The sequence below is a fragment of the Larkinella insperata genome, from assembly GCF_026248825.1.
Lineage (GTDB): Bacteria > Bacteroidota > Bacteroidia > Cytophagales > Spirosomataceae > Larkinella > Larkinella insperata.
In genome coordinates this window covers 120,248-145,143 of the sequence record NZ_CP110973.1, presented here as the reverse complement: position 1 = coordinate 145,143, position 24,896 = coordinate 120,248, and the positions used below count along the sequence as shown (strand labels likewise).

Sequence of the window (24,896 nt, the reverse complement as noted above, 5' to 3'; positions counted from 1 at the left end):
ACGAGAAATGTTCACTACTTTTGGGTTGGTAACCCGACCGATTTTTAACAGTTTCCTTTCATTAGTATGAAATTACTCCATTTTGCGGTATTTCTGTTGGTGCCAGCCCTGTCGTTTGGGCAGTCGGCAGCCCAGAAAAAGGCACCTGCTTCCTCTCCCTTAAGTCGCCCGAAACTGGTTGTTGGTATCATCGTCGACCAGATGCGTTACGATTATTTATACCGGTATTACAACAAATACAGCGAAGGTGGCTTCAAACGAATGATGCGCGACGGGTTTAACGCTCGCAACAACCATTACCATTACGCGGCTACGATTACGGCCCCCGGACACACCCACGTATATACGGGGTCGGCGCCCGCCATTTCCGGCATCGTGGGCAACGACTGGTACGACCGGCAGCTGGATCGGGATGTCTATTGCGTCGAGGATTCAACGGTTTCGGCGGTTTCGACCAGCGGAACGGTTTCGTCGGCGGGTAAAATGTCACCCCGTAATCTGCTGGTAACAACCGTAACCGATCAGTTGAAAATTGCCACGCAGGGTCGTGCGAAAGTGATCGGTATTGCCATGAAAGACCGGGGGGCTATCCTGCCCGCGGGTCATGCCGCCAATGCCGCCTATTGGTATGATTCAAAAGACGGTAGCTGGATTTCGAGCACGTTTTACATGAAGGAGCAGCCGCAGTGGGCCAAGGAATTCAACGCCCGCAAACTGGCCGATAAATACCTGACGCAAACCTGGGAGACCACCTTGCCGCTGGATCAATACATCGAAAGTACGGCCGATGATACGCCATTCGAAAATCCGCTGGCCGGGGAGCAGAAGGCCATATTTCCGCACCAGGCGGTTGCTTCGCTGGGCAGTAAATATGAAGCCCTGCGCACCAGTCCTTTTGGCGATATTCTGACGAAGGAAATGGCCCTGGCGGCCCTGAAAGGAGAAAATTTGGGGAAAGGTACCGAAACCGATTTTCTTTGTGTCAGTTTCTCATCGCCCGACGCCATCGGCCACCGCTTCAGCCCCTCGTCGGTTGAGGCCCAGGACGAATACCTGCGGCTCGACAAAGTCATTGCCGACCTGCTGACGGCGCTGGATGCGCAGGTGGGCAAGGGCAATTATCTGACGTTTCTGTCGGCTGACCACGGTGCCGCCGACAACCCGGGGTATTCGATCAGCCTAAAGCTGCCCGGTGGCTTTCTGGAAGGAAGAAACGTCAGCGCGGCTACCGACAAAGCCCTGACCGAGGCTTTTGGGCCGGGCAAATGGGTTTCCGGAAATGCAAACGGACAAATCTACCTGAACCACGACCTGATGCGGGAGAAAAAAATCAAAGTGGCGGATGCGGCCGAAGTGGTGCGGCTGGCCTTGTTGAAAAATCCGGGCATTCAGGACATTCTGAATCTGCACGATATCAACGGCAACTCGGTACCGGAATACTGGCTGCCCCTGTTGCGCAACGTGTACAACCCCAAACGGAGTGGCGATTTATACATTGTTACCCAACCCGGCTGGCTGGAAGGTTATCAGAAGGGCGGCACCTCACACGGTACGTTGTTCAATTACGATACGCACGTCCCGCTGCTGTTCTACGGCTGGGGTATCAAGCCGGGCGAAACCACCCGCCGGACACACATTGCCGACATTGCCTCGACGGTTTCGGCGCTTCTGCACATTCTGGAGCCCAGCGGAAACATCGGTAACCCGATTGCCGAAGCAATTAAGTAGCGTCTAACAGCGTTAGAATAAAAAAACCGGCCCTGAAAGCCGGTTTTTTTATTCTACCCGAAGGCACATCGGATCATGACAGCAAACTTTCAATGGGCACCTGATTGACCACCGCCCGAATCCCATCCATCCGTTTAATCACGACCTGCCTGCCCGACAGAATCGACTCGTCGGTTTCTGAGATGGCGATCCATTCGGTGCCCCGGTAAAAAATCCGGCCTTCGCCGTGGGCCGGGATGGTTTGGGTGACGTTCGCGCGGTCGCCGACGTATTCGACGTATTCCTGCTTCTTCGTCCGCGACTCAAACCAGCGCCGGAGCGGTTTCCGTCCGGCCACCAGGGCAATAATGGTAACGACCGAAAAACAAAGCAATTGAGCGCTGACATCGGAGGTTAGTCCCAGCCAGGTGAGCAGGGCCGTCACCAACGCCCCCGCGCTCAAAAAGGCGAAGACGAACGAAATGCTGACCATTTCAGCGATTAGAAACAGCAGGCCCAGCACGGCCCAGATTTGCGACGGTGTCATAACGGTATACGGTTAATGGCTTTCAGTAACTGGGTGTTTAACCCGGGTCCTCGTCAGCTCCTGTGAGCGAGAACCGGAACAGGGAAACGTTAAACGGTTTTGTCCTGCTGCTTGACGACCGTCATGGCGCTGGCGATGATCGACGACAGATCGCCGAAGTTGGCGGGCAGAATCAGGGTGTTGTTCGTACGGGCCAGGTTGCCGAACTGATTAACTACCTGCTCGGCTACGCGCAGTTGAACGGCATTCATCCCGCCATCCTCCTGAATCGCCAGCGCAACTTTGCGGATGCTTTCTGCGGTTGCTTCGGCAATGGATTTAATGGCTTCCGCCTGCCCCGCAGCTTCGTTGATTTGCCGCAGCCGTAAACCTTCCGATTCCAGCACGACTTTTTGCTTCTGGCCCTCAGCCAGGTTAATTGACGATTGCTTCTGCCCCTCGGACTCCAGAATAACGGCCCGTTTCTCGCGTTCGGCCTGCATCTGTTTCTCCATTGCATTCAGAACGGTCTGTGGGGGCGTAATGTTCTTGATTTCGTAACGCAACACCTTGACGCCCCAGCCAATAGCGGCTTCGTCGATGGCGTTCACCACCGCCTGGTTGATCGTCGTGCGTTCTTCAAACGTTTTGTCCAGTTCAATTTTCCCCATTTCACTCCGCATGGTGGTCTGCGACAACTGGCTGACGGCAAATCGATAATCGTTGATACCATAGGACGCTTTCATGGGGTCTATAATCTGAATAAAAATAACCCCGTCGACGCGCACCTGCACGTTGTCACGCGTAATACAAATCTGCTCGGGGATGTCCAGCGCGGTTTCTTTCAGGCTGTGTTTATAGGCAACGCGGTCGAAAAACGGTATAATGAAGTTAACGCCCGGTTGCAGCACGGCGAAGAACTTGCCGAGCCGTTCGACCACGTAGGCCGTCTGCTGAGGTACCACCTTGACCGTAGCAAACACCACAACCAGGGCCAGAAAAGCGAGCGTGAGAAATACGTATCCCATGAGAAAAGAAGGTTAAGTTTAATTCCGTGCGGTAAATCTCGGATAAGTCGGGGGATACCCCAAGTTCTGTGATGATAGACAGAAAAAAGCATAAATGAAAGGTCGCCGGGGTGGATGGATAAAGGACACCCGCGAAAACCGTTGACAAGCTTTAACGGCTTTTTAAATCCGAATTAATACCGGTTTAATTCACCCGGCTCATCTTGCCCGTGTAAAGTCGATGCTTCGGTGAAAATCAGATTGACAGCAATGGCAACGGACGAAACCGGAAAGCCGACTTTATAGAGTTGGAGTATAAGGTGATAAAGTAATCAGCTAATTTAGGTTTAATTGTGGAAAGACAGAAAAGGCGGAGTTTCTCCGCCTTTTCTCTGTTCAGGCAAGCAGCAGGCGCGAAATAACCACCCGCTGAATCTCGCTGGTACCTTCGCCGATGGTGCAAAGCTTGGCGTCGCGGTAATATTTCTCGACCGGATAGTCTTTCGTGTATCCGTACCCACCAAAAATCTGGACGGCCTCGTCGGCGGTTTTAACGGCTACTTCCGATGCGTAAAGCTTAGCCATTGCCGATTCTTTCGTGACAAGTTTACCCGCATCCTTCAAATCGGCAGCCTGGTAGGTGAGGAGTTTGGCGGCTTCGATGGTTGTGGCCATATCGGCCAGTTTGAACGCAATGGCCTGAAAGCGGGAAATCGACTGTCCGAATTGCTGGCGTTCCTGGGCGTATTTCAGCGCGTGTTCGTACGCCCCCTGCGCAATCCCCAGGCTCAGGGCTGCGATCGAGATCCGGCCGCCGTCCAGAATGGTCATGGCCTGCACAAAGCCGTCGCCCACTTCGCCCAATCGCTGGCTGTCCGGAATCCGGCAGTCTTCGAAAAGCATTTCGGTGGTTTCCGACGCCCGCATACCCAGCTTGTCTTCCTTCCGCCCGCCCGAAAAACCGGGTGTACCCCGCTCGACCACGAAAGCCGTAGCGTTGTGGGGCGTGTTGGGTTCGCCAGTGCGGGCAATGACGACGGCGATCTGCCCGCTTTTCCCGTGGGTAATAAAATTTTTGGCTCCGTTCAGGACCCACTCGTTGCCCGCCCGAACGGCGACGGTCCGCATGTTGCCCGCGTCGGAGCCGGTATTGGGTTCGGTCAGTCCCCAGGCGCCAATCCATTCGCCGGTGGCTAATTTAGGCAGGTATTGTTGCTTTTGCTCGGCATTGCCAAATTTTAAAATGTGGTTGGTACACAGGGAGTTATGGGCAGCCATCGACAAGCCAATCGCGCCGTCGACTTTGGCTAGCTCCACGATGGCGCCCACGTATTCGCGGTAGCCCAGGCCCGCTCCGCCGTACTCTTCCGGTACCAGCACACCCAGTAGACCCAGTTCACCCAGTTGCCGCATGGTTTCAATCGGAAAATGCTGAGCCTCATCCCATTCCCGAACAAACGGCTGAATTTGACGGGCGGCAAAGTCACGAACCGTTTGTATGATCAGTTGGGAAATATCATTTACTTGGTTTTCTCCAATTTCTGACGTCATAGACGATTTTCGCTCGTTGGCGATTTTAAAGTGATCCTCGTAATAATTTACAACTTTAAATCGACAGTCTCAAGTCCTTTTGAAAATCCAACTGAAACCATTTGTCTTTGTCTAATAAAACAGTGGCTTAAGGGCGTAACGGGCAAAAAGCTAATTTGCTATCCGTATAGAATTGACCAGTAAATACAAATTTGAGCCAAGATCATCAGAATTATGTAAAAAAATCTATTTTTGTGTTCTGCAAGCAACGTATATAAAAAGTACAAATCTGTTGTAATCCAACCTTCTATCATATCTATCATTTAATCTATGAAATTAGCCGTTATAGGAACCGGGTATGTCGGACTGGTGACCGGTACCTGTTTTGCTGAAACCGGAAATCAGGTAACCTGCGTCGATATTGACGAACGAAAAGTTGAAAAACTCAACAATGGCATCATCCCCATCTACGAACCCGGACTCGATGTCCTCTTCAATCGGAATACCGCCGAAGGCCGCCTGAAGTTTACCACCAACCTGGCCGAAGGCATCGAAGGCGCCGAAGTTATCTTCCTGGCCCTGCCCACTCCGCCGGGTGAAGACGGCTCCGCCGACCTGAAGTACATCCTGAAAGTAGCCGACGACCTTGGCCCGCTGCTGAAGCAGTACGCGGTGGTAGTCGATAAAAGCACCGTTCCGGTGGGAACCGCCGAGAAAGTCTGGAATAACATTTCAAAGGGCGCTCAGGTGGAGTTCGACGTGGTGTCGAACCCCGAGTTTCTGCGCGAAGGCGTGGCCGTGGAAGACTTCATGAAACCCGACCGCGTGGTGATCGGTACGGAGTCGGAGAAAGCCAAAGCGGTTATGAACAAACTGTATGCTCCGCTGGTGCGCCAGGGCAACCCCGTTATCTTCATGGACGAGCGCTCGGCGGAGATGACCAAGTATGCCGCCAACGCCTTTCTGGCCGTCAAGATCAGCTTCATGAACGAGATTGCCAACCTGTGCGAGAAGGTGGGGGCCAACGTCGACGATATCCGCCGGGGCATCGGCACCGACAGCCGGATCGGCAAGCGGTTTTTGTTCGCCGGCATCGGCTACGGGGGCAGCTGTTTTCCCAAGGACGTGCAGGCGCTGGCGAAAACCGCGCAGGACAATGCCTACGATTTCAAGATTCTGAAGTCGGTGATGGACGTGAACGCCCTGCAGAAGAGCAAACTGCTGCCGATCATCAAGGCTCATTTTGACGGTGACCTAAAAGGAAAAACCATCGCCGTCTGGGGGCTGGCTTTCAAACCGTATACCGACGACATTCGCGAAGCTCCGGCCCTGGAAAACATTCGGGCGCTGTTGAGCGAAGGGGCGAAGGTAACGGTTTACGACCCCGAAGCGATGGAAAACGTGCGGAATGTGCTGGGCAACCAAATCACGTACGCCCACACCTCGTACGCAGCCCTGGACGACGCCGATGCGCTGGTGATCATGACCGAGTGGCCGCTGTTCCGCACGCCCGACTTTACCAAAATGAACCTGCTGTTGAAAAACAAGGTGATTTTTGACGGCCGGAACGTCTACGAACTCGACCAGATGAAAGAAGTAGGCTACACCTACTACAGCATCGGCCGGGAAACGGTAAAACCGGAAGTCCACCAAAGTGCCTAGGTTCAATCAAACACAGCTTTAAAAATACGAGCAACGGTTTATAGCTTACGGTTCGGCCGTGCTGCTGAGCGTTCTTTGCCGAGCATAAGCTATAAACCTTTTACTTAGAATAACCAACGACTCTATGAAACGCGTACTAATAACGGGCGGGGCTGGCTTCCTGGGATCACACCTCTGCGATCGCTTTATCAAGGAAGGTTACCACGTCATCGCAATGGATAACCTCATTACGGGCGATATCCGCAACATCGAACACCTGTTCCACCTGCCGAATTTTGAGTTCTACCACCACGACGTATCGAAATTCATCCACGTTCCGGGTGAACTGGATTACATTCTGCACTTTGCGTCGCCCGCCAGCCCGATCGACTACCTCAAAATCCCGATTCAGACGCTGAAAGTGGGTTCGCTGGGGATTCACAACTGCCTGGGACTGGCGCGGGTTAAAAATGCCCGGGTTCTGATTGCATCTACTTCGGAGGTGTACGGTGATCCGGCGGTTCACCCGCAAAATGAAGATTACTGGGGGAACGTCAACCCGGTCGGTCCGCGGGGGGTCTACGACGAAGCCAAGCGGTTCCAGGAAGCAATGACGATGGCCTACCATACTTTCCACGGTCTGGAAACGCGGATTGTGCGGATTTTTAACACCTACGGCCCCCGGATGCGGCTCAACGACGGACGCGTACTGCCCGCCTTCATCGGCCAGGCGCTGCGCGGGGAAGACCTGACGGTTTTCGGCGACGGTAGCCAAACCCGTTCGTTCTGCTACGTCGACGATCTGATTGAGGGTATCTATCGGTTGTTGCTGAGCGACTATCCATACCCGGTCAACGTCGGAAACCCCAACGAAATTACGATCCGGGAGTTTGGCGAAGAAATCATCAAACTGACCGGTACTACGCAGAAACTGATCGTAAAACCGCTGCCCACGGACGATCCCAAACAACGCCGTCCGGACATTACACGGGCGAAAGAAATTCTGGGTTGGGAGCCGAAAGTGTCGCGGGAAGAAGGCTTGCGGATTACGTATGAATACTTCAAGAGCCTGCCCGAAGAGGAGCTTTTCAAAGCCGCTCATCACCGCGAGTTTGAAAAGAAATAACGAACGTAGCCCCGTCATCCGGGACTACATTCGGAGCGATACTCCGTCGCCAAGAAATACAGAATTCCACGGACGATAGCCTGCGCGGCCGGGCCCGGGGATGCGTGAGCCTTCGTGATCTTGACCATCACGGAGGCTTTTTATTTTTTGTCTGGTATTATTCCTGATTTAAAAGAGTTGGTTTACCTTTGGAATTCCCTTCTCTAACCCTATCTCAGGTATGGTAAAATCACCGCTGACTCGGTGCGACTCGACGTTATGGATGTGGTCAAACAAGCTGATAATTAGTTGTTTGTCTGTTTTTTTTACTGCTCAAGTACCCGCCCTGGGCAGCCCGAATCGTCCGATGGATGACTCTCTTCTGGTGCGGAACGGGCGGCTGGTGACCCCGCAAACTACCAGTTCGAATGATACCGTTTCGGCTCGAAAACTCCGCCGGATTGTGACGGCAAATCCTCTGCAGGCGTTACAGGGACAGGTGGCAGGACTGCTCGTTCGGTCAAATTCCGGGGAACCGGGTGGGCCGGCAACCCTGCAAGTGCACGGCCCTGGCCGCTTCGGGGACACCACTCCGCTGGTGGTGGTCGATGGCTTGATTGTCGGACAGTGGGATAACCTGAACTGGCTGGCCCCGAACACCATTGAGTCGGTCGAGGTGCTGAAAGATGCGGCTTCGACGGGGTTGTACGGGATGCGGGGTAGCAACGGCGTCATTCTTATCACAACCAAAAAAGGAACGGCAGGAGGCCCCCGGGTCAGCCTGGATTTATACACGGGCGTCGGGCGGGCGGGCCAGGGGCCGCAGCTCCTCAACACTCGCCAGTACATCGACTTCATCAACGACAGCCGCTCGAACGGCGGACTGATTCCGGCCTTTAAACTGACCAATCAATCGTCGCTCGATACGTTGCTGGGCACCACTACCAACTGGCTCGGCGCCCTGATGCGCCCGGCTCCGGTTCGGAACGCCTTCCTTTCGGTGGCCGGTGGCAACGAATCGGCCCGGTACCTGATGGCGGCCGACTACTTCAGGCAGGATGGGGTTATTCGGGGATCCGATTTTGAACGGTTGTCGCTCCGGCTTAACACTGATTTTGATCTTGCCGAAAACATAAAAGTTGGTCAGCACCTGACGGTTGGTCAGTCGGTGCAGCACGCCAACGACGGTGTCAGTGGGCGGACTCCCATCGAACTAGCCCTGAAAAGCGCACCTTACCTTTCCATTACCAACCCGAGATGGGTGGGTGGTTACAACGGAACGACTTACCTGGATGCCAACAACGACACGCCCAACCCCATTGGATTAGCGGCCCTGACCAACGACCGGCGAACCTCCCTGAACCTGACCGGCGATTTATTTGGCGAATGGACGCTGCTGGAGGGGCTGACTTACCGCGCTACCCTGGGCTTTGACCTGCGTACTATTGACCGGGCGTATTCCCGTCCGGCCTTCAATATGGGCGAATACAATCTGAACCCAACGGCGTCGCTGGCCCGGGCCAAACAGACGGATTACAACACGCTGCTGCACCACCAGCTAAGTTATACGCGGACCCAGGATGTGCATTCATTTGGCGTTTTGCTGGCTGGAAGCCGCCAGACGTACCGCAGCGACGATGTGCAGGCTTCGGCGGATGATTTGCCCGGCAACGACATCCGCTCGCTGACGGCGGGGCAATCGTCGCGGAACCGAACCGTGGGCGGTACTTACGGCTTCTACCGCATTGTGAGCCTGCTGGGTCAGGTAGCGTACGATTACGACAAGAAATACTGGCTGACAGCGGCCGTCCGGCGTGATGGGTCATCGCGCTTCGGGCCGGGCCACCGGTTTGGCGTTTTTCCGTCGGTGGGTGCGGCCTGGTCCATCAGTAAAGAAGCCTTTATGGAAGCGTTGCCCTACCTGAATACCGTCAAGCTGCGGGCGGGCTGGAGCAAAACCGGTAACGATAACGTGGGCGATTTTCAGTACGCATCGCTGATTGCCCAGAATTACAATTACCCGTTCGGACCCAACAATTCGTTCCTGGGCGTCGGTGCTTTTCCGAGTACGTTGCCCAACCCGGGTGTTCGCTGGGAAACCACGACAACCAGCAACGTTGGACTGGATGTTAACGCCCTGGATAACTGGGTGAAACTGAAAGTTGATTACTTCCGCCGACGGACGACGGACTTGCTGGTGGAGGTCCCGCTACCGGCTTCGGTGGGAGCAGCGGCCCCGTTGACCAACGCCGGGGTAATCGATAATTCCGGAATCGATCTGAGCCTGGCGGTCGAACAAAACACGGACCTTATCACATACAGCGTGGGCGGTTTTGCCAGTTGGCAGAAAAACAAGGTCGTTTCGCTGGGCGAACGGCCCGGTCCGGCTTTCTCCGGGCTGGTGTACGAGGAAAATGTGACGGCCACGGCCGTTGGTCAGCCGGTTGGCAGCTATTACGGTTTTCGGCGAGAAGGAATTTTTCAAAACCGTACCGAAATCGTCAACAACCCGAGCCTGATCGGTACCGAGCCGGGGGATATTCGCTACGCCGATCTAAACGGCGATGATCGGATTTCCGACGACGACAAAGCGTTTCTCGGTAGCCCCGTTCCAACGTTTTACTACGGCTTTACGGCCTCCGTTAGTGGCTTGGGCTTCGATCTGTCGGTATTGCTGCAGGGCGAATCGGGTCGGCAGCTGTACAATGTCACTTCCTACTGGCTCTACGGTTTTCAGGGGCGTTACAATGCCGGAACCCAGGTGCTCAACCGCTGGACCCGCGACAACCCGTCGACAACGGAACCCCGTGTGGATGCGTCGGGCACCCGCAACTTCCGGCCCTCCGACCGTTTTATCGAGAACGGCAATTATTTTCGGGTCAAGTCGTTGCAACTTGGCTATACCTTGCCCGAGCAGGTAACCTCACGTTTTGGCGCCAGCCAGTTGCGGGTGTACGTTGGGGCACAAAACCTGTTTACCCGCACCCCATACAGCGGTTTTGACCCCGAGTTTGCCAGCAATCAGGCCGTGGCCGAGGGGATCGACCGGGCGCAGCAACCTCAATCGCGGATGTTTCTGGGCGGGATTCAACTCAACTTTTGATGAACTACAGTATGAAAAAGATAAACACCCTGTTGCTGGTGGCCGGGTTGATGGCCGGTTGTGGCGAAAAGGCGCTGGATGTTCAGAATGTCAATGAACTGACCACCGACAATTACTACAAAACGGAAGAAGATGCCGTGAAAGCCGTCAATGCCGCCTATGCGACGCTGGCGTCACCGGAGCTTTATTCCCAGATGATGCATCTGACGCAGGAGTTGATGTCGGACGAAACCAGCTCAACGGCTTCGACCAGTCCGAGTCTGGTGCAGATGCGGGAAGCCGAAGCCGATGCGTCGAATGAAGTGTTCAATATACTCTGGTCGGGGTGTTACCAGGGCGTTTACCGGAGCAATCTGGCGATCAGCCGCATTCCGGGTGTGCCGATGAACGAGGATAAAAAGAGCCGTCTGCTGGGTGAAGCGTATTTTCTGCGTGGGCTGTATTATTTCACGTTGGTAACCAATTTTGGGGATGTTCCACTAATTTTGAAAGTGGTCGATGTGAGTAACCCAGTCGAAAAACAACCCAGTCGAACCGGCACCGCGCAGGTTTATGCCGCCATTCTGAAAGATTTTGAGGAGGCCGAAAAACGGTTACCGGTTTCGTACGAGGACGACGACATTGGCCGGGTCACCCGCGGAGCTGCCAAAGGATTTCGGGCGAAAGCCCTGCTGTACCGGGCCAACCTGACCAACAACCAGGCCGATTATGCCGTGTCCGCTCAACTGTTCAAGGAAATCATCGACTCGAACGTGTATGACCTGGTGCCGGAGTACCGGGACAACCACACGAACACAAACGAAAACAACCGGGAGTCGCTTTTCGAAGTGCAGTTCTCAACCACGGTGGACCCGGGCGCTTTCTGCGACGAGTGCGGTACGGGCGGGTTGCGGCCGCTCGAAATGGGCGTGCGGGGGCGGGCCTACAACAACGTTATCCCGTCGGAATGGTACGTCAAGCAGTTTGAAACCGGCGATACGCGCCTGCTGGCGTCTGTTTTTGGTCCGAGGGGCAGCAAGTTTGACGGACTCGATTACTTCCGGGTGCTCGAATACGATTCCTGGTTTGATGTCAAACCCACCGATTATGCTATCCGCAAATACCAGAAAGACGCCGGTAACGAATTCGATTGGACGACGGGTTCGGACGTTAACATCCGGTTGCTGCGCTTCGCCGACGTGTTGCTGATGTACGCTGAAGCCGTTAATTCGTCCCAGGGACCAACCGCTGACGCCTATGCCGCCGTTAACCGGGTGCGGGAGCGGGCGGACCTGAAACCGCTGGACCCCGGCTTGTCGAAAATCGCCTTTATGGAATGGATCATGCACGAGCGGGTGGTGGAATTGGGCATGGAAGGTCACCGCTGGCGCGATCTGGTGCGCTGGAAGAGAGCCTACATCGAATTAACTTCCAAGGGCCGACCGTTTGACGAAAAGAAACATTATCTGTTTCCCATTCCCGCCAAAGAACGTCAATTAAATCCGAACCTGACCCAAAATCCGGGCTGGTGAGACGGGATAGGCGGAATTTTTAAATTTGGGTTAATACCGCCACCAAATGGGTTTTTTACCAGTTCGGATGGCGCTTTCGATGCAAGGTTCGCAGGGGGCAGGCTGCGGAAGCGGGGGAGGAGACGGAATGACATCAGGATAAGTCGGGGCTGTGCGTCGGTCGACGTACAAAGGGCGGATCGTCATGGCAGAGGCACCAAAATAACCCAGCACCCGCTCTTCCGGATCGTTTACGCGGCTCATGTTGCCCACCAGCGTCGCCGGGGCCGCATCGAAAAGCCCTCCGGTGTTTTGGATCTGATCTTTCAGCGTTGCCAGGTATTCGTAAGCTTCTTTGGTCAGGGATTGCTGCTCAATCTCTACGTAATACGTTGAGTAACTGTTGAAAGGAGTTCGCAGGATGGACCGGCGGCTGATGCGGTTGCCATTGATAGCCTGGTCACTGGTAATATTAATTAAATTCTGGTATCGCACAATGTCCCAGCAGGATCCGCAGCAACTCATCCCGAATTCCAAGTGATCCAGACAGTTCCCGCAGACCGGAATTTTAACGATTTTACAGTACTGCGGTATTTCATAATGCACCCAGCTCCAGCGGTAATAATCATTGGGCGTGGCCGGGTCCTGAAGGTCGAGGTAAACATCAAATCCTTTGTCGTAGGTATCCGTACCGTATTTCAATTGCTGCGAGTATTCAACGTACATCGAATCGATGGAAGCAATCGGGCGGATCAGTTCCGGTTTTGATTGGTACTCTCGTCCGTCGGAAAGCCGGACATGAAGTGTGTATTGGCGGCCAATCGTACCGCGCCAGCTTGAATCAGGCTGGTAAAAACCAGGCGATATTTCGTTGAAAGCCGTTCGCTGATCGGTGTTGTCGGTAACAAAGACAGCTGCTCCCTGAACCACATAATTGAGCGAGGTAGCGGTATAGTCGGCCGTCAGGCTAAGCGAAACCCGGCTGCGGCCCGGCTGGTCGGTCACCAGTCCGTCTACAACCAGCGAAGGAGGTAGGGTACGTGTATCGGGGTTGATGGGGGTAATACACTGGCAAAGTAGTCCGGCCAATACAAAGATGAGAAGAAGAGAAACGGGCTTCATTCGGGAGTCTTTTACAGCTTAAAATTGTAAGTCAGCGACGGAATGGCCGAACCAAAAATGGACAATTTATTGGCATCGCCCGTTGAATAGCTGCTAAACCGGTAAAACACCGAGTACGCGTTTTTGCGGGCGTAAAGGTTGTAAACGGAAAACGTCCAGCTGTACCAGTAACGGGTTTTGCGGGCCGGATTCTTCTCCCAGGTAAGCGAAAGGTCCAGCCGGTGGTAATCCGGAATGCGCTGCTGATTGCGGTCGAGATACACTGGCAGCGTCACTACGTTGCTGACCCGCGCCTTGGCGTACGGAACGGTCATCGGTCGGCCCGTACTGTAGGTGTAATTGGCCGAAAAAGTAAACTTGAGCGATGGTCGATAAATGGCCAGAACGTTTACGGCGTGCGGCTTGTCGAAATTGGCGGGATACCACCTCCCGCTATTGATTCGCTCCCCGGAAAAAGGACCGTCGATCAGCAAATGGGTACGTGTAAAGGCATAACTGGCCCAGCCCGTCAGGAATCCCCGATTTTTTTTCAGCATCAGTTCTAGGCCATAAGCTCGTCCCTGACCCTGCACCAGATCGGTTTCGGGGGCGGGGTTGAGCAGCAGTTTTGCACCGTCGCGGTAGTCGATGGCGTTCTGGCTTTGCCGGTAATACACTTCGGCGGAGGCCTCGTACATATCGTTCTGGAAATTGCGAAAATACCCCGCCGAAAACTGGTCAGCGATCTGGGGGCGAATGTGGTTGTCGCTTAATTTCCAGCGCGAAGTGGGCAGGGCAGCCGTGGTGTTGGTAACCAGTTGCAGGAATTGGCGCGTGCGGGTGTAGGCAAGTTTCAGGGATCGGTCGTTCCGGAGCGCCCAGCGCAGGGCCAGCCGGGGTTCGAGGCCCCCGTACTGTTGCGCAACCGCGCCCGATCCGACGTTTTCCCGGTCCAGCAGCGTTTCGGGCCGACGCGGGCCGTTGGGGGCGTAGGTACGCACTTCCGTTGGCCCCAGAAAGAGAAACTGCGAATACCGCAGGCCGGCAATCAGCGACGCTTTTTCGTTCACCGTGATCTCGTCTTCGGCGTACAAACCGGCTTCCAGGCCGTATTCGGTTGGCAGGTTGACGGGCAGCACATTCGAGAACGGCCCGGGCTTCAGGGTGTTGGGTTCCAGACGGTAATGGGTGGCCTGAAGGCCAATTGCCCAGCGGTGTCGATCGGTCTGGTAATTCATTTCAATCTTTCCAATCTTCGACAACAACTCCGACTGCAACCGAAATTCGTTGCTGCTGTCGGGTACACTCATGGCCGATCGGTAACGGGAAAACACCGCCGAGACGGACATGCTGAGCTGCTCGTTGAACGTGTGCGTCCAGCGGAACGAACCGTTGGCGGTCTGGTAGTCAAAACCCGTTTGCGAAGCCGACACATCCACTGCCAGCAGCGAATCCGAGGGCAGCAGCATCCGGTCGTTGCTGGCGTAACCGGACAGGTAAACCGTATTCCGTTCGTTGGGTAAAAATTTGAGCTTGGTCGTCAGGTCATAAAAACTGGCTTTAACATCCCTGATGTTGGTTGGTCCCAGTTTAAATAGAAAGTCGTTGAGCGCTAGCCGGGCGTCGGCCAGAAAGGTGAGCTTGCGACCAGCAAGCGGACCTTCAAGGCCAAGTCGGTTGGAGATAAGTCCAACACCGCCACTGAGCCGCAGCTTTTCGGCGTCGGGTTCTTTCGTTCGAACATCCAGCACGGCGGAGGTTCGGCCCCCGTAGCGGGCGGGCAGGCTGCCTTTTTGCAGGGTTACATCGCGGACGGCATCGGGGTTGAATACCGAAAAGAAACCCATCAAATGCGAGGAGTTGTAGATCGGGGCGTCGTCGAGCAGCACCAGATTCTGGTCAACGCTGCCCCCCCGCACGTTGATGCCGGTGGCTCCTTCGCCGACGGTTGTAACGCCCGGCAGCAGCAGCAAACTCCGCATAACATCCACTTCGCCCATGAGCGCGGGCATTTTAATGATGCTTTGGATGGGTAACTGGGTAACGCCCAGTTCCACCTTTTTAACGTTTCGGTCGGGCGACTCGGTTTTCACCGTCACTTCATTGAGCAGTTGGGTGTCGGGCGCCAGTGAAATGTTGTTTAGATTTCGGTTGGGCGGAACGGTTACGGTTTGCTCAAAACGCAGGTATCCCAAGTGCGAAAAGAGCAGATTGTAGGTACCCTCCGAAACCGTCAGGGTGTAGAAGCCTTGCCGGTCGGTGGTGGTGCCCCGGCGGGTTTCCCGAATAAATACCGAAGCGCCGGCAATGGGTTTGTTCGTGCCCGTTTCCCGCACATAGCCTGAAATAACGCGGGAAAGCGTAGACTGGGCGAAAAGAAGATCGGTATTAGCAACAATCAGAAATCCGGTGATCACGAGCAGACCGGCGCAGCGTAAAAATTTCACAAATTGGCATAGGTTTAGATCTAGCTACAAGATAAGAAGAAAGGGGGTGTTTGCAATAAAGTATGATCGTTTTGGAGTATTCGGTTTTTTAAAGGGCGATTTTGTCCCCAAATCACCTGCTGTTTGCTATTGGAATAAACCGATGCCAAGCCAGCAGCTTTAGTCAATGTTGCCTATTGCGATGAAAGCAACCCAAAAACCATTCGGGCTTATTTTACCATTACTGGGCATTCGTCTAAGTGGAGCTGGTCCGGTTTTGTCGGCCAACCGGGAACGCTACTGTGCCAACGTTAGTAAAACGGAGTGGCTTAGCGGAAAAGAAGAAACAACGGAGGCATTTCAGGAGAAAGCTTACTAAAAAAGCTTCGGAATCCTCGGGTCTAGCGCCTTTGAGGATTCCGAAGCCGGTAGCAAAAGGTCGAAACCGTTTATACTGACATAATGTCCTGTTCTTTGGCTACGAAAATGCTGTCAATTTTGGCGATAAAACTATCGGTTAGTTTCTGAACGCGCTCTTCACCCTTTTTAACATCGTCTTCCGAAACGCCCTCTTTAGTCAATTTCCGAATGTCTTCGTTGGTGTCTTTGCGTATGTTACGGATGTTGACTTTACCGACTTCAATTTCCTGCCTTACCTTCTTGACCAGATCGCGACGGCGCTCCTCGGTCAGGGGCGGGATGTTCAGCCGGATGTTTTCGCCGTCGTTGGTGGGCGACAGACCCAGGTTGCTGTTACGAATGGATTTTTCGATTTCAGCAATCATCTTTTTCTCGAACGGCTTGATGGAAATAGTCCGGGCGTCGGGCGTTGTGATCGAAGCCACGTTGTTGATCGGAGAGTTGACACCGTAATACTCCACCTGAAGACCGTCCAGCATCGCGGTTGAGGCCTTGCCCGCCCGGATTTTGGATAATTCGATGTTCAAATGTTTTAACGCCTTTTCCATCGTATCCCGGGCGTCCTCGAGATAAAGCTCAATTTCTTCCATAGTTTTACATAAATGATGAAGTATGAACGATGGGCGATGAACGGGCTGACGGTTTATTTACCGTCGATCATCGCATCAGCGACCCATTCCGGATTCATCGTTCATCATTCTTAATTCGTCATTTAAAAAATTAGCCCGTAATCAGCGTGCCGATGTCTTCGCCCTCCACCAGTCGAACCAGGTTGTTGGAACGGTTCATGTCGAACACGATGATCGGAAGATTGTTTTCCTTGCACAACGTAAAGGCAGTCAGGTCCATTACGTTCAGTTTCTTCTCGTAAACGTCCTGAAAGGAAATCGTCGTATACCGGGTGGCGGTTTTATCCTTGAACGGGTCAGCCGTGTACACTCCGTCAACTTTAGTGCCTTTCAGAACCACGTCCGCTTCGATCTCGATGGCGCGCAGGCTGGCCGTTGTGTCCGTCGTGAAGTACGGGTTTCCGGTTCCGGCGCCGAAGATGACGACGCGGCCTTTTTCGAGGTGACGAACAGCCCGCCGACGGACGTACGGTTCGCAAACCTGCTCCATCTTGATGGCCGACATCACGCGCGTGTACAACCCGTGCTGCTCGAGCGAACTCTGAATGGCCATGGCGTTGATAACCGTTGCCAGCATGCCCATGTAATCGCCCTGAACCCGGTCCATACCGCTGCGTTCGCCCTGGATACCCCGGAAAATATTGCCCCCGCCGATAACGATAGCAACCTGGACACCCATTTCGACAACCCGCTTGATTTCCAGACTGTACTGTTCTAAAACTGTCGGATCGATACCGTACCCTTTTTCTCCGCTTAATGCTTCTCCGCTAAGCTTCAGCAGAATTCGTTTATATTTTAGTTGAGCCATGAAGGAAAGTTTGGCGGCAAATATAGTGAACTGTGATGAGTTAAGAGACAAGAGCTAAGAGTTAAAATGCGCTGCGCAAGAGAATACGCCTGCCAATTCCTCTCTTCTGATTCTGCCAGCTCAACTGAATTCTACCAGGACCTGGTTTTTCTCAACGGTTTGACCGCGGCCAATCCGGACGGTTTTGATCGTGCCGTCGCCGGGTGATTTGATGACGTTTTCCATTTTCATCGCTTCCAGAATCAGGACGATATCGCCTTTACGCACCACATCGCCGGGCTGAACGCTCAGGCTTAGGATCAGGCCGGGCATCGGCGCCTTGATCTCGTTGATCTTCGTCTGGCTGACCGTACTCATACCCATCTGTTCGAGCAGCAGATCGAAACGGTCTTTGAGCTGAACCTGATGAATTGACTCGTTAATCTTGATTGTTGCGGTTTTGGCCGCGTGGTCCAGGTGCAGAATTTCGGCGATGTACGAACGGTTCTGGTGGAGAATGTGAAACATCCGGTCGTTCAGCCGAACCAGATCCCAGGGAAAAGGCTGGCCGTTTAGAACCGGTTGGTTGCTGGCAAAATCAATTTCAAAGGGGGGCTGATCGTTAACGGAAGCACGAAACATGAAGCAAGGGCTAAGGCGTTTTATTTTTTGTTGATCAAATATACACCCAAGAGGCAAATTCCCATACCGGCAACCTGCGGCCAGTGCAGCGGTTCGCCGTCGAACAACCCCCAGACGACCGCCACGACGGGAATCAGATAGGTTACCGTTGAGGCAAAAACTGCGGAAGTAAGCTGGATAACCCGGTTAAAAAGAATGGTGGCGAAGCCCGAACCAATCATGCCGAGGGTGATGAGCATCAGCAGGGCGGGCGTTGAACCCGGAGCGGCAGCCCGAGTCGGGAAGTCCGTCGTCGCCAGCCCGAGCAGGGCAATCGGGCCAACCATTGCAAAGGTGGAGGCCGTGGAAAGCAGGGCCGGCAAGTCGGATAAATACCGGGAGACGATGTTGATGTTGAAGCCGTAGAAGAGGGTGGCCAGCACAATCAGAAAGGCGTACCCGTTGTAGGAAAAGGAGCCGGTTGCGCTGAAAAAGACCAGAAAGACCGATCCGGCGAAACCCAGCAGAATACCACCAACCTGCAGCAGCTTCGCCCGTCGGCCGAATAAAAGCACGCCGATCAGGAAGGTAAACAGCGGGCTGAGGGCGTTCAACGTTCCGGCCAGCGAGCTATTCAGGTGCGCCCCGGCGGTAGCAAACAGCATGGCGGGGATCAGGTAACCGAGTGCCCCCGACCCCAGGAGGGGCAGCCAGCGGTCGCGGGGAAACTGGTTCCTGCGAACGAGCAGATACGGGAGGAAAAAGACCAGCGCCAAGAAGATGCGACCTGTTCCGACCTGGATGGCCGAAAAAGCCGTCAGACTGTGTTTGATTAAAATAAAAGAAGTGCCCCAGATCAGAGCGACCAGTATAAGCAACAACCAGGCTTGTAACCGGTGGTTTGGGGATGAAGAAAGATCCGGTTCGGGTAGAGTGGGGGATTTTTCGGTAAACAGTCTTGTCATAAAACGAAAACCATCGGTCGCCAGAATTTGGTTCGGTCGATTGTAAAAAAGTGTCCAGCGCTAATGGGTTGAATGAAAGTCGGTTTGGGTAGGCCAAGCCAAGCAAACCACCCGCCACTGAAAGCTAAACCCCTTACTCAAGAGCCCAGAGGCTGACGAAGCGGCTTTGCAGCATAAAAAAGCCCCTGACGGCTTGCAGGGGCTTCAGGTTTCTGTTTAGGTGGAATGGGCACCCGGATCGGCCATGTCCCGAGGCACCAGTACTTTTACAATTAAAACGGTAAAATCGTCAGTACTTCGGAATTCGTACCTCAAAGCAGGGCTACCTCGTACGTTTCGGTGATTTCGTCCAGAATACCGCTGATTTCCGCCAGCGTATCAGCCTGCACCAGCCGGAGCCGGAACGGTTTGAAATTGTCGAGGCCCTTGAAGTAATTGGTATAATGACGACGCATTTCGAAGATGCCGGTTTTCTCGCCTTTCCAGCGAATCGAAAACTCCAGGTGTTGTTTGCAGACGGCCACCCGGTCGGCCAGGGTAGGAGCGGCTAAATGCCCGCCCGTCCGCAGGTAGTGCTTGATTTCGTTGAAAACCCAGGGGTAGCCAATGCTGGCACGGCCAATCATGATGCCGTCGACGCCAAACCGGTTTTTGTACTCCAGCGCCTTTTCAGGGCTTTCAATATCGCCGTTGCCAAAAATCGGGATGTTGATGCGCGGGTTTTCCTTCACCCGGCCAATGAGTGTCCAGTCGGCTTCGCCTTTGTACATCTGCACCCGCGTACGCCCGTGAACGGTCAACGCCTGAATACCGATGTCCTGCAAACGCTCGGCCACTTCCTGAATGTTTTTTGTGTTTTCGTCCCAGCCCAGGCGGGTCTTTACGGTGACGGGCAGGTGGGTGGCTTTCACGACGGCTTCGGTCATTTTCACCATTTTCGGAACATCTTGCAGCAAAGCCGCCCCGGCACCCCGGCAAGCCACATTCTTGACCGGGCAACCGTAGTTGATATCGATCAGATCCGGATTCGCGCGCGTGGCAATTTCGGCGCAGACCCGCATGGTTTCGATGTCTGAACCGAAAAGCTGAATACCAATCGGGCGTTCGTATTCGAATATGTCCAGTTTCTGAACGCTCTTGGCCGCGTCCCGGATTAATCCCTCCGACGAAATAAATTCCGTATACATCAAATCGGCTCCGTTCGCCTTGCAAACCGCCCGGAACGGCGGATCGCTGACATCCTCCATTGGCGCCAGCAGCAGCGGGAAGTCGCCCAGTTCAATTGTTCCAATTTTAACCATATATCGCTAACAACGCCGTTTCTAAAGATGTTCGGTTTGAAACCCCCGGGGCCCAAAAATCGTACAGGTGTTGGGATTAAAAATTGTGTACTTGTAAGGACCTCACGGTTTTGGCCGTAAATTTACAGCAATTATGGAAGACTTCCGCTCTGCATCCCCGTCAACGAATCCTTTGCATCCTTTACGTAGTCTATTGGTCCTGTTGGGCTTTATCTTGCTGGGCATGTCGCTGGGCGGTTTGCTGGCCGGCGTGTTCCTGGCGGGCTGGGCTTCCACGAGCGGTTATGAGGTGGGCGAAATAACCGATATTTTAAACAATCCCGCCGATTTTCCGGGCAGTTGGCAGTTGCTGATGCTGATTCAGGCCGTCAGCCACCTTTGCTCATTTCTGCTGCCGAGCCTGCTCTACCTGCGCTGGATTGAACACCGGGGGTGGACCGACTTCAACACCCGGCCGCTCAGCGCCGTTCGGGCCGTGGGGCTGGTGGCTCTGCTAACCATTACCTTCATGCCTTTCAACGGGTTGATTATCGAATGGAATCAGAACCTTGATCTGCCGGATGCGCTCCGCGGACTGGAAGAATGGATGAAACAAAAGGAAGACCAGCTTTCCGAACTGACGACCTTCCTGACGGATTTCTCCTCACCGCTGGAGCTGGTAATTGCTCTGCTGGTGATTGCCATCATTCCGGGCATTGGCGAAGAGGTGCTGTTTCGGGGGCTTTTGCAACGAAAACTGGCGCAGTGGACCGGCAACGTTCATGTCGCCATTTGGGTAGCGGCCATCATTTTTAGTGCCATTCACGTGCAGTTTTACGGCTTTGTACCGCGGGTTCTGCTGGGCGCTCTGTTTGGCTACCTCTACGTCTGGTCGGGCAATCTTTGGGTGGCTATTCTGGCGCACACGGTAAACAACGGTTTTACGGTTTTTATGGTCTGGCTCTACCACCGTAAAATGATTTCGATTGACATTGAGAATACCGATAGCGTTCCTTGGACCGGCGCGGTAATTTCACTAATTTTAACGATAGGTTTTTTAGTTTTTTTTCGAAAATCAAATCAATCGTCGTCCCAGCCGTATGTCTGATCAGTGGGAAAAAGTACTGGTGACACCGACCATGCACCGCGCCGAACTGGCCAAAGTCCTGTTGGCCGAACACGCCATCAACGCCGTTGTCGTTAATAAAAAAGATAGTAACTACCTGTTGGGAAACTGCGAGGTGTATGTGCAGGCCGAAGATGCCGCCCTCGCCAAAATTCACTTAATTTCTGCGGATCTGGAATACTAGGCTTCTCCTTTAGCTATCAATCTTTTTGGCGTACGAAATCACCGTAAAAATGCCTTCGGTTGGTTTGCCGGACATTTCCAGCGTGATGATGGACCGGGCCGTTTCCCAGACATTGGACCGGGTCAGGTGACCCAGCAGCACGGCATCTCCGTAGCGTTCCCGACGCCCTTTGTACAGTGGGGAGTTCCAATTCCAATAGTCGCCCAACGGGTTCCCGTACCGATCTGTCAGAATCTTCACTGCGGCTTCGTAGTCGTTAAAGTGCTGCTGGGCGCGCACGTGCCGTTCGGTAAAAAAGTACTGGGCCCCCACCAGCTGATCCTTCACAAACGCAAACTTGATTGAAATCGGGAAGGTCTGAAACCACCGCCGACGGTATTGGAGGGTCGTGTCGGTTTTGACAAACGGTGTTGAGCGCTCAGCGGCCTGCACTTCCTTGCTGGTCATATCCCAGCGCAGGGAGCGAAGATCGTAATCCGGTTGCTGACCGTTTCCTGCCAATTGAAAAAACAGGCTAAGCAGAACAAAGAACATAGGTACGAATCGGTGAGTAGATTGCCCGAAACGGCAACTCTATAAATCGTGAGATAAACTGTAAATAAAGATAAAAATAGACGGAAAGCGAAACCGATGTATGAATGACCTGTCGGTATTTTGTTATTTTCGCCAGATAAACCAATCTGGTTTGTAGTTACCTTACTACATGAAAGCACGTTTGAGTCGGATGTCGAACCTTCAGCAGCGCGTTATTACCGCGGCCATCGGTGTCATCATCATCTTATTTGGAATTTGGTACAGTGACTGGACCTTTGCTCTGCTGTTCTGCATCATCAGTGCGCTGACACAGCTGGAATTTTATAAACTTCTGGGTTTGGATGGCAATCAACCCCTGACGTATTACGGAACGGCTGTTGGATGCCTTATTTGTTTGCTTACTTATTTGATTGAGAAACAGATTGTTGGTTATGATAGCTACTTTCTGATCTGCCCGGCGGCTTCCATGATTTTTTTAATCAAGTTATATAAAAAGCGGGATTTAAAACCTTTTACGAATATCGGGTTTACCTTCTTAGGGCTTATTTACGTGGCCGTGCCGTTTGCCCTGCTGAACGTGCTGGCGCTGCGCGGGGGCACCTACCATCCGGGTTTGATGCTGGGGTGCCTGGTGCTGCTGTGGGCCAGCGACATCGGGGCTTATTTTGCCGGCACTAAATTTGGCCGTCGGAAGTTATTCGAACGGGTGTCGCCCAAAAAATCGTGGGAAGGGGCCGTTGGGGGCGCACTAGCGGCTGCCGTCATCGCTTTTTTTCTAACTATTTTTGTCGACGATTTGCGGCCCTGGGAGTGGTACTGCGTGGGGGCCATCATTGTGGTGACCGGTACCTACGGTGATCTGGTCGAATCGCTCTTTAAGCGGAGCATTGCCATCAAGGATTCGGGATCGTCTATTCCGGGTCATGGCGGTTTTCTCGACCGATTTGACGGTCTGCTGCTGGCGGCCCCGTTTATTATTACGTTTTTAAAATTATTTGCCTGATTTTGAATAGGAAGACTATTCCATCAGCTCACAGGATTTGGACAATACGCCTTGTATATGGGCGTTTCTAAGAGGAGGATATGAAGACATTATTGATAAAAATTATAACTGTTCTGGCCGTTGTGGCGGGGTTGATGACAACCGCTCCGCAAACTGCACGGGCTCAGGGGCAGGAAAAGCTGATTATGTTTACCGGGATCATCACCGCCGGAAAAACGTCGGAACCCTTGCCGGAAGCGTACATCTCCATTCCCCGGGCGGGTCGGGGCGTTCTGTCCAACACAAACGGGTACTTTGCCATTCCGGTTTTGCCGGGCGATAGCATTGTGTTTAGTTACGTGGGGTATAAAAAACAATACCATATCATTCCCCGCCGGTTGACCGAAGCCTCTTACTCGGCGGTCGTAGCCATGCAGGAAGACGTGCAGATGCTGACGGAAGTAAAAGTGTACCCGTATCCGACGGAGGAGTTGTTCAAGCAGGCTTTCGTTAACATGAAGTTACCCGACGCCAAGGAACGTGAGAACATGGCGCGTAATCTCAGCGAAGAATCCATGCAGCGGTTGGCGGCCATGACGCCCATGAGTGCCGCTGGTAACTACCGATACTACCTCAATCAACAGTGGTTTGGCCGCGAATCCATGACGGGTCGATCTCAGATGACCACTATACCTTTCCTGAATCCGTTTGCCTGGGCTAATTTTATCAAATCCGTCAAAAACGGTGATCTGAAGAAGAAGGATTTCCGGCAGGAACTCAACGCTACTCCACCGGAAGGACTCTCGCGGCAGGATATTCTCAAGAATAACTGATTTTCGGCTATAGGCTTTTAGCTTTCAAACGTCAGCAGCTTCGTATCCTGGCCGTCAAACCGGGCGTAGGTGTTTAGGTTAATCCACTCACCCAGGTTAATGTACCGGCTATTGTCGTTTACTCTCAAATCCAGGGCAAGGTGGCGGTGGCCGAAAATGTAGTAGTCGTGGTGCTGACGGCTTTCCACTTCCCGGCAATACTGCCAAAGCCACTCTTGTTCGTCGCCTTTGAATTCTTCCGTTCTATGTTGTTCGGATTCTTTGCGTTTGCGCGACCAGCCATTGCCAAACGCCATACCGATATCGGGGTGAAGCCAGCTAAAAAACCAGCGGGCCATGCCGTTCTCAAAAAGCTTCTTGAGCTGCTTGTATTTAAAATCGCCGGGACCAAGGCCGTCGCCGTGGCCTACCAAAAACCGTTTGCCGCCAATTTCGTAGGATTTTGGTCGCCGGTAGGTCGGAATGCCCATTTCTTCGGCAAAGTAGTCGGCCATCCACATATCGTGATTCCCGGTAAACAGAATGATTGGTAGCCCGCTGTCGGCCAGTTCGGCCAGCTTGCCCTGCAAACGGCTAAACCCTTTGGGGATCACACTGCGGTATTCGAACCAGAAATCGAACACATCGCCAACCAGAAAAATCGCTGCAGCATCGGTTTGAGCGTTGGTTAGCCAGCGAATAACCCGGGCTTCACGCTCGCGGCTGGCGGTTGGTGAGGGAATGCCTAAGTGAAAATCAGATGCAAAGTATACGGCTTGACCCGGTGGGAGCGCTAATGATTCTGTAGGAAACATGAATAAATTTTCAGGAATACAAAAGTAATATATTGCTTCATTACCTCCGAAACTTGCATATTGCAACATCAAAAAGAAAGCTATTGATTCAAGAAAACTTGTACG

At 53.4% G+C, this 24,896-nt stretch carries 21 protein-coding genes; 9 read left to right on the top strand and 12 right to left on the bottom strand.

The window, feature by feature from the left end; translation table 11 throughout:
- The first annotated feature begins 66 nt into the window (after positions 1-66).
- The gene (pafA, locus tag OQ371_RS00425) at positions 67-1,728 is read left to right on the top strand and encodes an alkaline phosphatase PafA (RefSeq protein ID WP_265991603.1); all 1,662 of its coding nucleotides are present in this window, start codon (positions 67-69) and stop codon (positions 1,726-1,728) included.
- Between the two features lie 73 nt (positions 1,729-1,801).
- Here pafA and OQ371_RS00420 read toward each other — a convergent pair whose 3' ends face one another.
- From OQ371_RS00420 to OQ371_RS00410, 3 genes are all read right to left on the bottom strand, one after another.
- A complete protein-coding gene (locus OQ371_RS00420) occupies positions 1,802-2,254 on the bottom strand; it encodes an NfeD family protein (RefSeq protein ID WP_265991601.1) in 453 nt (150 codons plus the stop codon).
- 89 nt (positions 2,255-2,343) lie between these two features.
- Entirely contained in the window at positions 2,344-3,261 is a 918-nt protein-coding gene (locus tag OQ371_RS00415; RefSeq protein WP_265991599.1) for an SPFH domain-containing protein, read from the bottom strand.
- A 375-nt stretch (positions 3,262-3,636) separates the two neighbouring features.
- Complete coding sequence (locus OQ371_RS00410) at positions 3,637-4,791, bottom strand: acyl-CoA dehydrogenase family protein (RefSeq protein WP_265991597.1); 1,155 nt, start codon at positions 4,789-4,791, stop codon at positions 3,637-3,639.
- A 309-nt stretch (positions 4,792-5,100) separates the two neighbouring features.
- Between OQ371_RS00410 and OQ371_RS00405 the strand changes: the two genes are divergently transcribed.
- The 4 genes from OQ371_RS00405 (at position 5,101) to OQ371_RS00390 (ending at position 12,130) form a co-directional block, all read left to right on the top strand.
- Positions 5,101-6,432 carry a UDP-glucose dehydrogenase family protein gene (locus tag OQ371_RS00405; RefSeq protein WP_265991596.1) on the top strand — a complete coding sequence of 444 codons (1,332 nt, stop codon included), beginning with the start codon at positions 5,101-5,103 and terminating at the stop codon, positions 6,430-6,432.
- Positions 6,433-6,556: 124 nt separating this feature from the next.
- Positions 6,557-7,537, top strand: coding sequence for a UDP-glucuronic acid decarboxylase family protein (locus OQ371_RS00400; protein WP_265991594.1), 981 nt, complete (start codon positions 6,557-6,559; stop codon positions 7,535-7,537).
- A 346-nt stretch (positions 7,538-7,883) separates the two neighbouring features.
- On the top strand, positions 7,884-10,619 hold the full coding sequence (locus OQ371_RS00395) for a SusC/RagA family TonB-linked outer membrane protein (protein ID WP_265991593.1): 2,736 nt from the start codon (positions 7,884-7,886) through the stop codon (positions 10,617-10,619).
- Positions 10,620-10,630: 11 nt separating this feature from the next.
- Positions 10,631-12,130, top strand: a complete 1,500-nt coding sequence (locus OQ371_RS00390; RefSeq protein ID WP_265991592.1) for a RagB/SusD family nutrient uptake outer membrane protein — start codon at positions 10,631-10,633, stop codon at positions 12,128-12,130.
- A gap of 30 nt (positions 12,131-12,160) precedes the next feature.
- On the opposite strand, the gene OQ371_RS00385 is transcribed toward OQ371_RS00390, so the two are convergent.
- From OQ371_RS00385 to dusB, 7 genes are all read right to left on the bottom strand, one after another.
- Positions 12,161-13,231 (bottom strand): DUF4249 domain-containing protein, encoded by a 1,071-nt coding sequence (locus OQ371_RS00385; protein WP_265991591.1) that lies wholly within the window; start codon positions 13,229-13,231, stop codon positions 12,161-12,163.
- 11 nt (positions 13,232-13,242) lie between these two features.
- A complete protein-coding gene (locus OQ371_RS00380; protein ID WP_265991590.1) occupies positions 13,243-15,657 on the bottom strand; it encodes a TonB-dependent receptor in 2,415 nt (804 codons plus the stop codon).
- 428 nt (positions 15,658-16,085) lie between these two features.
- Positions 16,086-16,646: a ribosome recycling factor gene (frr, locus tag OQ371_RS00375; protein WP_265991589.1), complete on the bottom strand. Its 561-nt coding sequence runs from the start codon at positions 16,644-16,646 to the stop codon at positions 16,086-16,088.
- Positions 16,647-16,776: 130 nt separating this feature from the next.
- Positions 16,777-17,493, bottom strand: coding sequence for a UMP kinase (gene pyrH, locus OQ371_RS00370; RefSeq protein ID WP_265991588.1), 717 nt, complete (start codon positions 17,491-17,493; stop codon positions 16,777-16,779).
- A 120-nt stretch (positions 17,494-17,613) separates the two neighbouring features.
- Positions 17,614-18,114: an acyl-CoA carboxylase biotin carboxyl carrier protein subunit gene (locus OQ371_RS00365; RefSeq protein ID WP_265991587.1), complete on the bottom strand. Its 501-nt coding sequence runs from the start codon at positions 18,112-18,114 to the stop codon at positions 17,614-17,616.
- A 20-nt stretch (positions 18,115-18,134) separates the two neighbouring features.
- Entirely contained in the window at positions 18,135-19,058 is a 924-nt protein-coding gene (locus OQ371_RS00360) for a DMT family transporter (RefSeq protein ID WP_265991585.1), read from the bottom strand.
- A gap of 311 nt (positions 19,059-19,369) precedes the next feature.
- On the bottom strand, positions 19,370-20,359 hold the full coding sequence (gene dusB / locus OQ371_RS00355) for a tRNA dihydrouridine synthase DusB (RefSeq protein ID WP_265991583.1): 990 nt from the start codon (positions 20,357-20,359) through the stop codon (positions 19,370-19,372).
- A 172-nt stretch (positions 20,360-20,531) separates the two neighbouring features.
- Between dusB and OQ371_RS00350 the strand changes: the two genes are divergently transcribed.
- Positions 20,532-21,446 carry a CPBP family intramembrane glutamic endopeptidase gene (locus OQ371_RS00350; protein WP_265991582.1) on the top strand — a complete coding sequence of 305 codons (915 nt, stop codon included), beginning with the start codon at positions 20,532-20,534 and terminating at the stop codon, positions 21,444-21,446.
- On the top strand, positions 21,439-21,648 hold the full coding sequence (locus tag OQ371_RS00345) for a DUF2007 domain-containing protein (RefSeq protein WP_134033157.1): 210 nt from the start codon (positions 21,439-21,441) through the stop codon (positions 21,646-21,648). Before OQ371_RS00350 ends, OQ371_RS00345 begins: the two co-directional genes overlap by 8 nt.
- A 9-nt stretch (positions 21,649-21,657) precedes the next feature.
- On the opposite strand, the gene OQ371_RS00340 is transcribed toward OQ371_RS00345, so the two are convergent.
- A complete protein-coding gene (locus tag OQ371_RS00340) occupies positions 21,658-22,182 on the bottom strand; it encodes a hypothetical protein (protein ID WP_265991580.1) in 525 nt (174 codons plus the stop codon).
- Positions 22,183-22,351: 169 nt separating this feature from the next.
- Between OQ371_RS00340 and OQ371_RS00335 the strand changes: the two genes are divergently transcribed.
- Together OQ371_RS00335 and OQ371_RS00330 are read left to right on the top strand one after the other, a co-directional pair.
- Positions 22,352-23,185, top strand: a complete 834-nt coding sequence (locus tag OQ371_RS00335; protein ID WP_265991579.1) for a phosphatidate cytidylyltransferase — start codon at positions 22,352-22,354, stop codon at positions 23,183-23,185.
- An 80-nt stretch (positions 23,186-23,265) separates the two neighbouring features.
- Entirely contained in the window at positions 23,266-23,997 is a 732-nt protein-coding gene (locus tag OQ371_RS00330; protein WP_265991578.1) for a carboxypeptidase-like regulatory domain-containing protein, read from the top strand.
- 17 nt (positions 23,998-24,014) lie between these two features.
- Here OQ371_RS00330 and OQ371_RS00325 read toward each other — a convergent pair whose 3' ends face one another.
- Entirely contained in the window at positions 24,015-24,791 is a 777-nt protein-coding gene (locus OQ371_RS00325) for a UDP-2,3-diacylglucosamine diphosphatase (protein WP_265991577.1), read from the bottom strand.
- Positions 24,792-24,896: the final 105 nt, after the last annotated feature.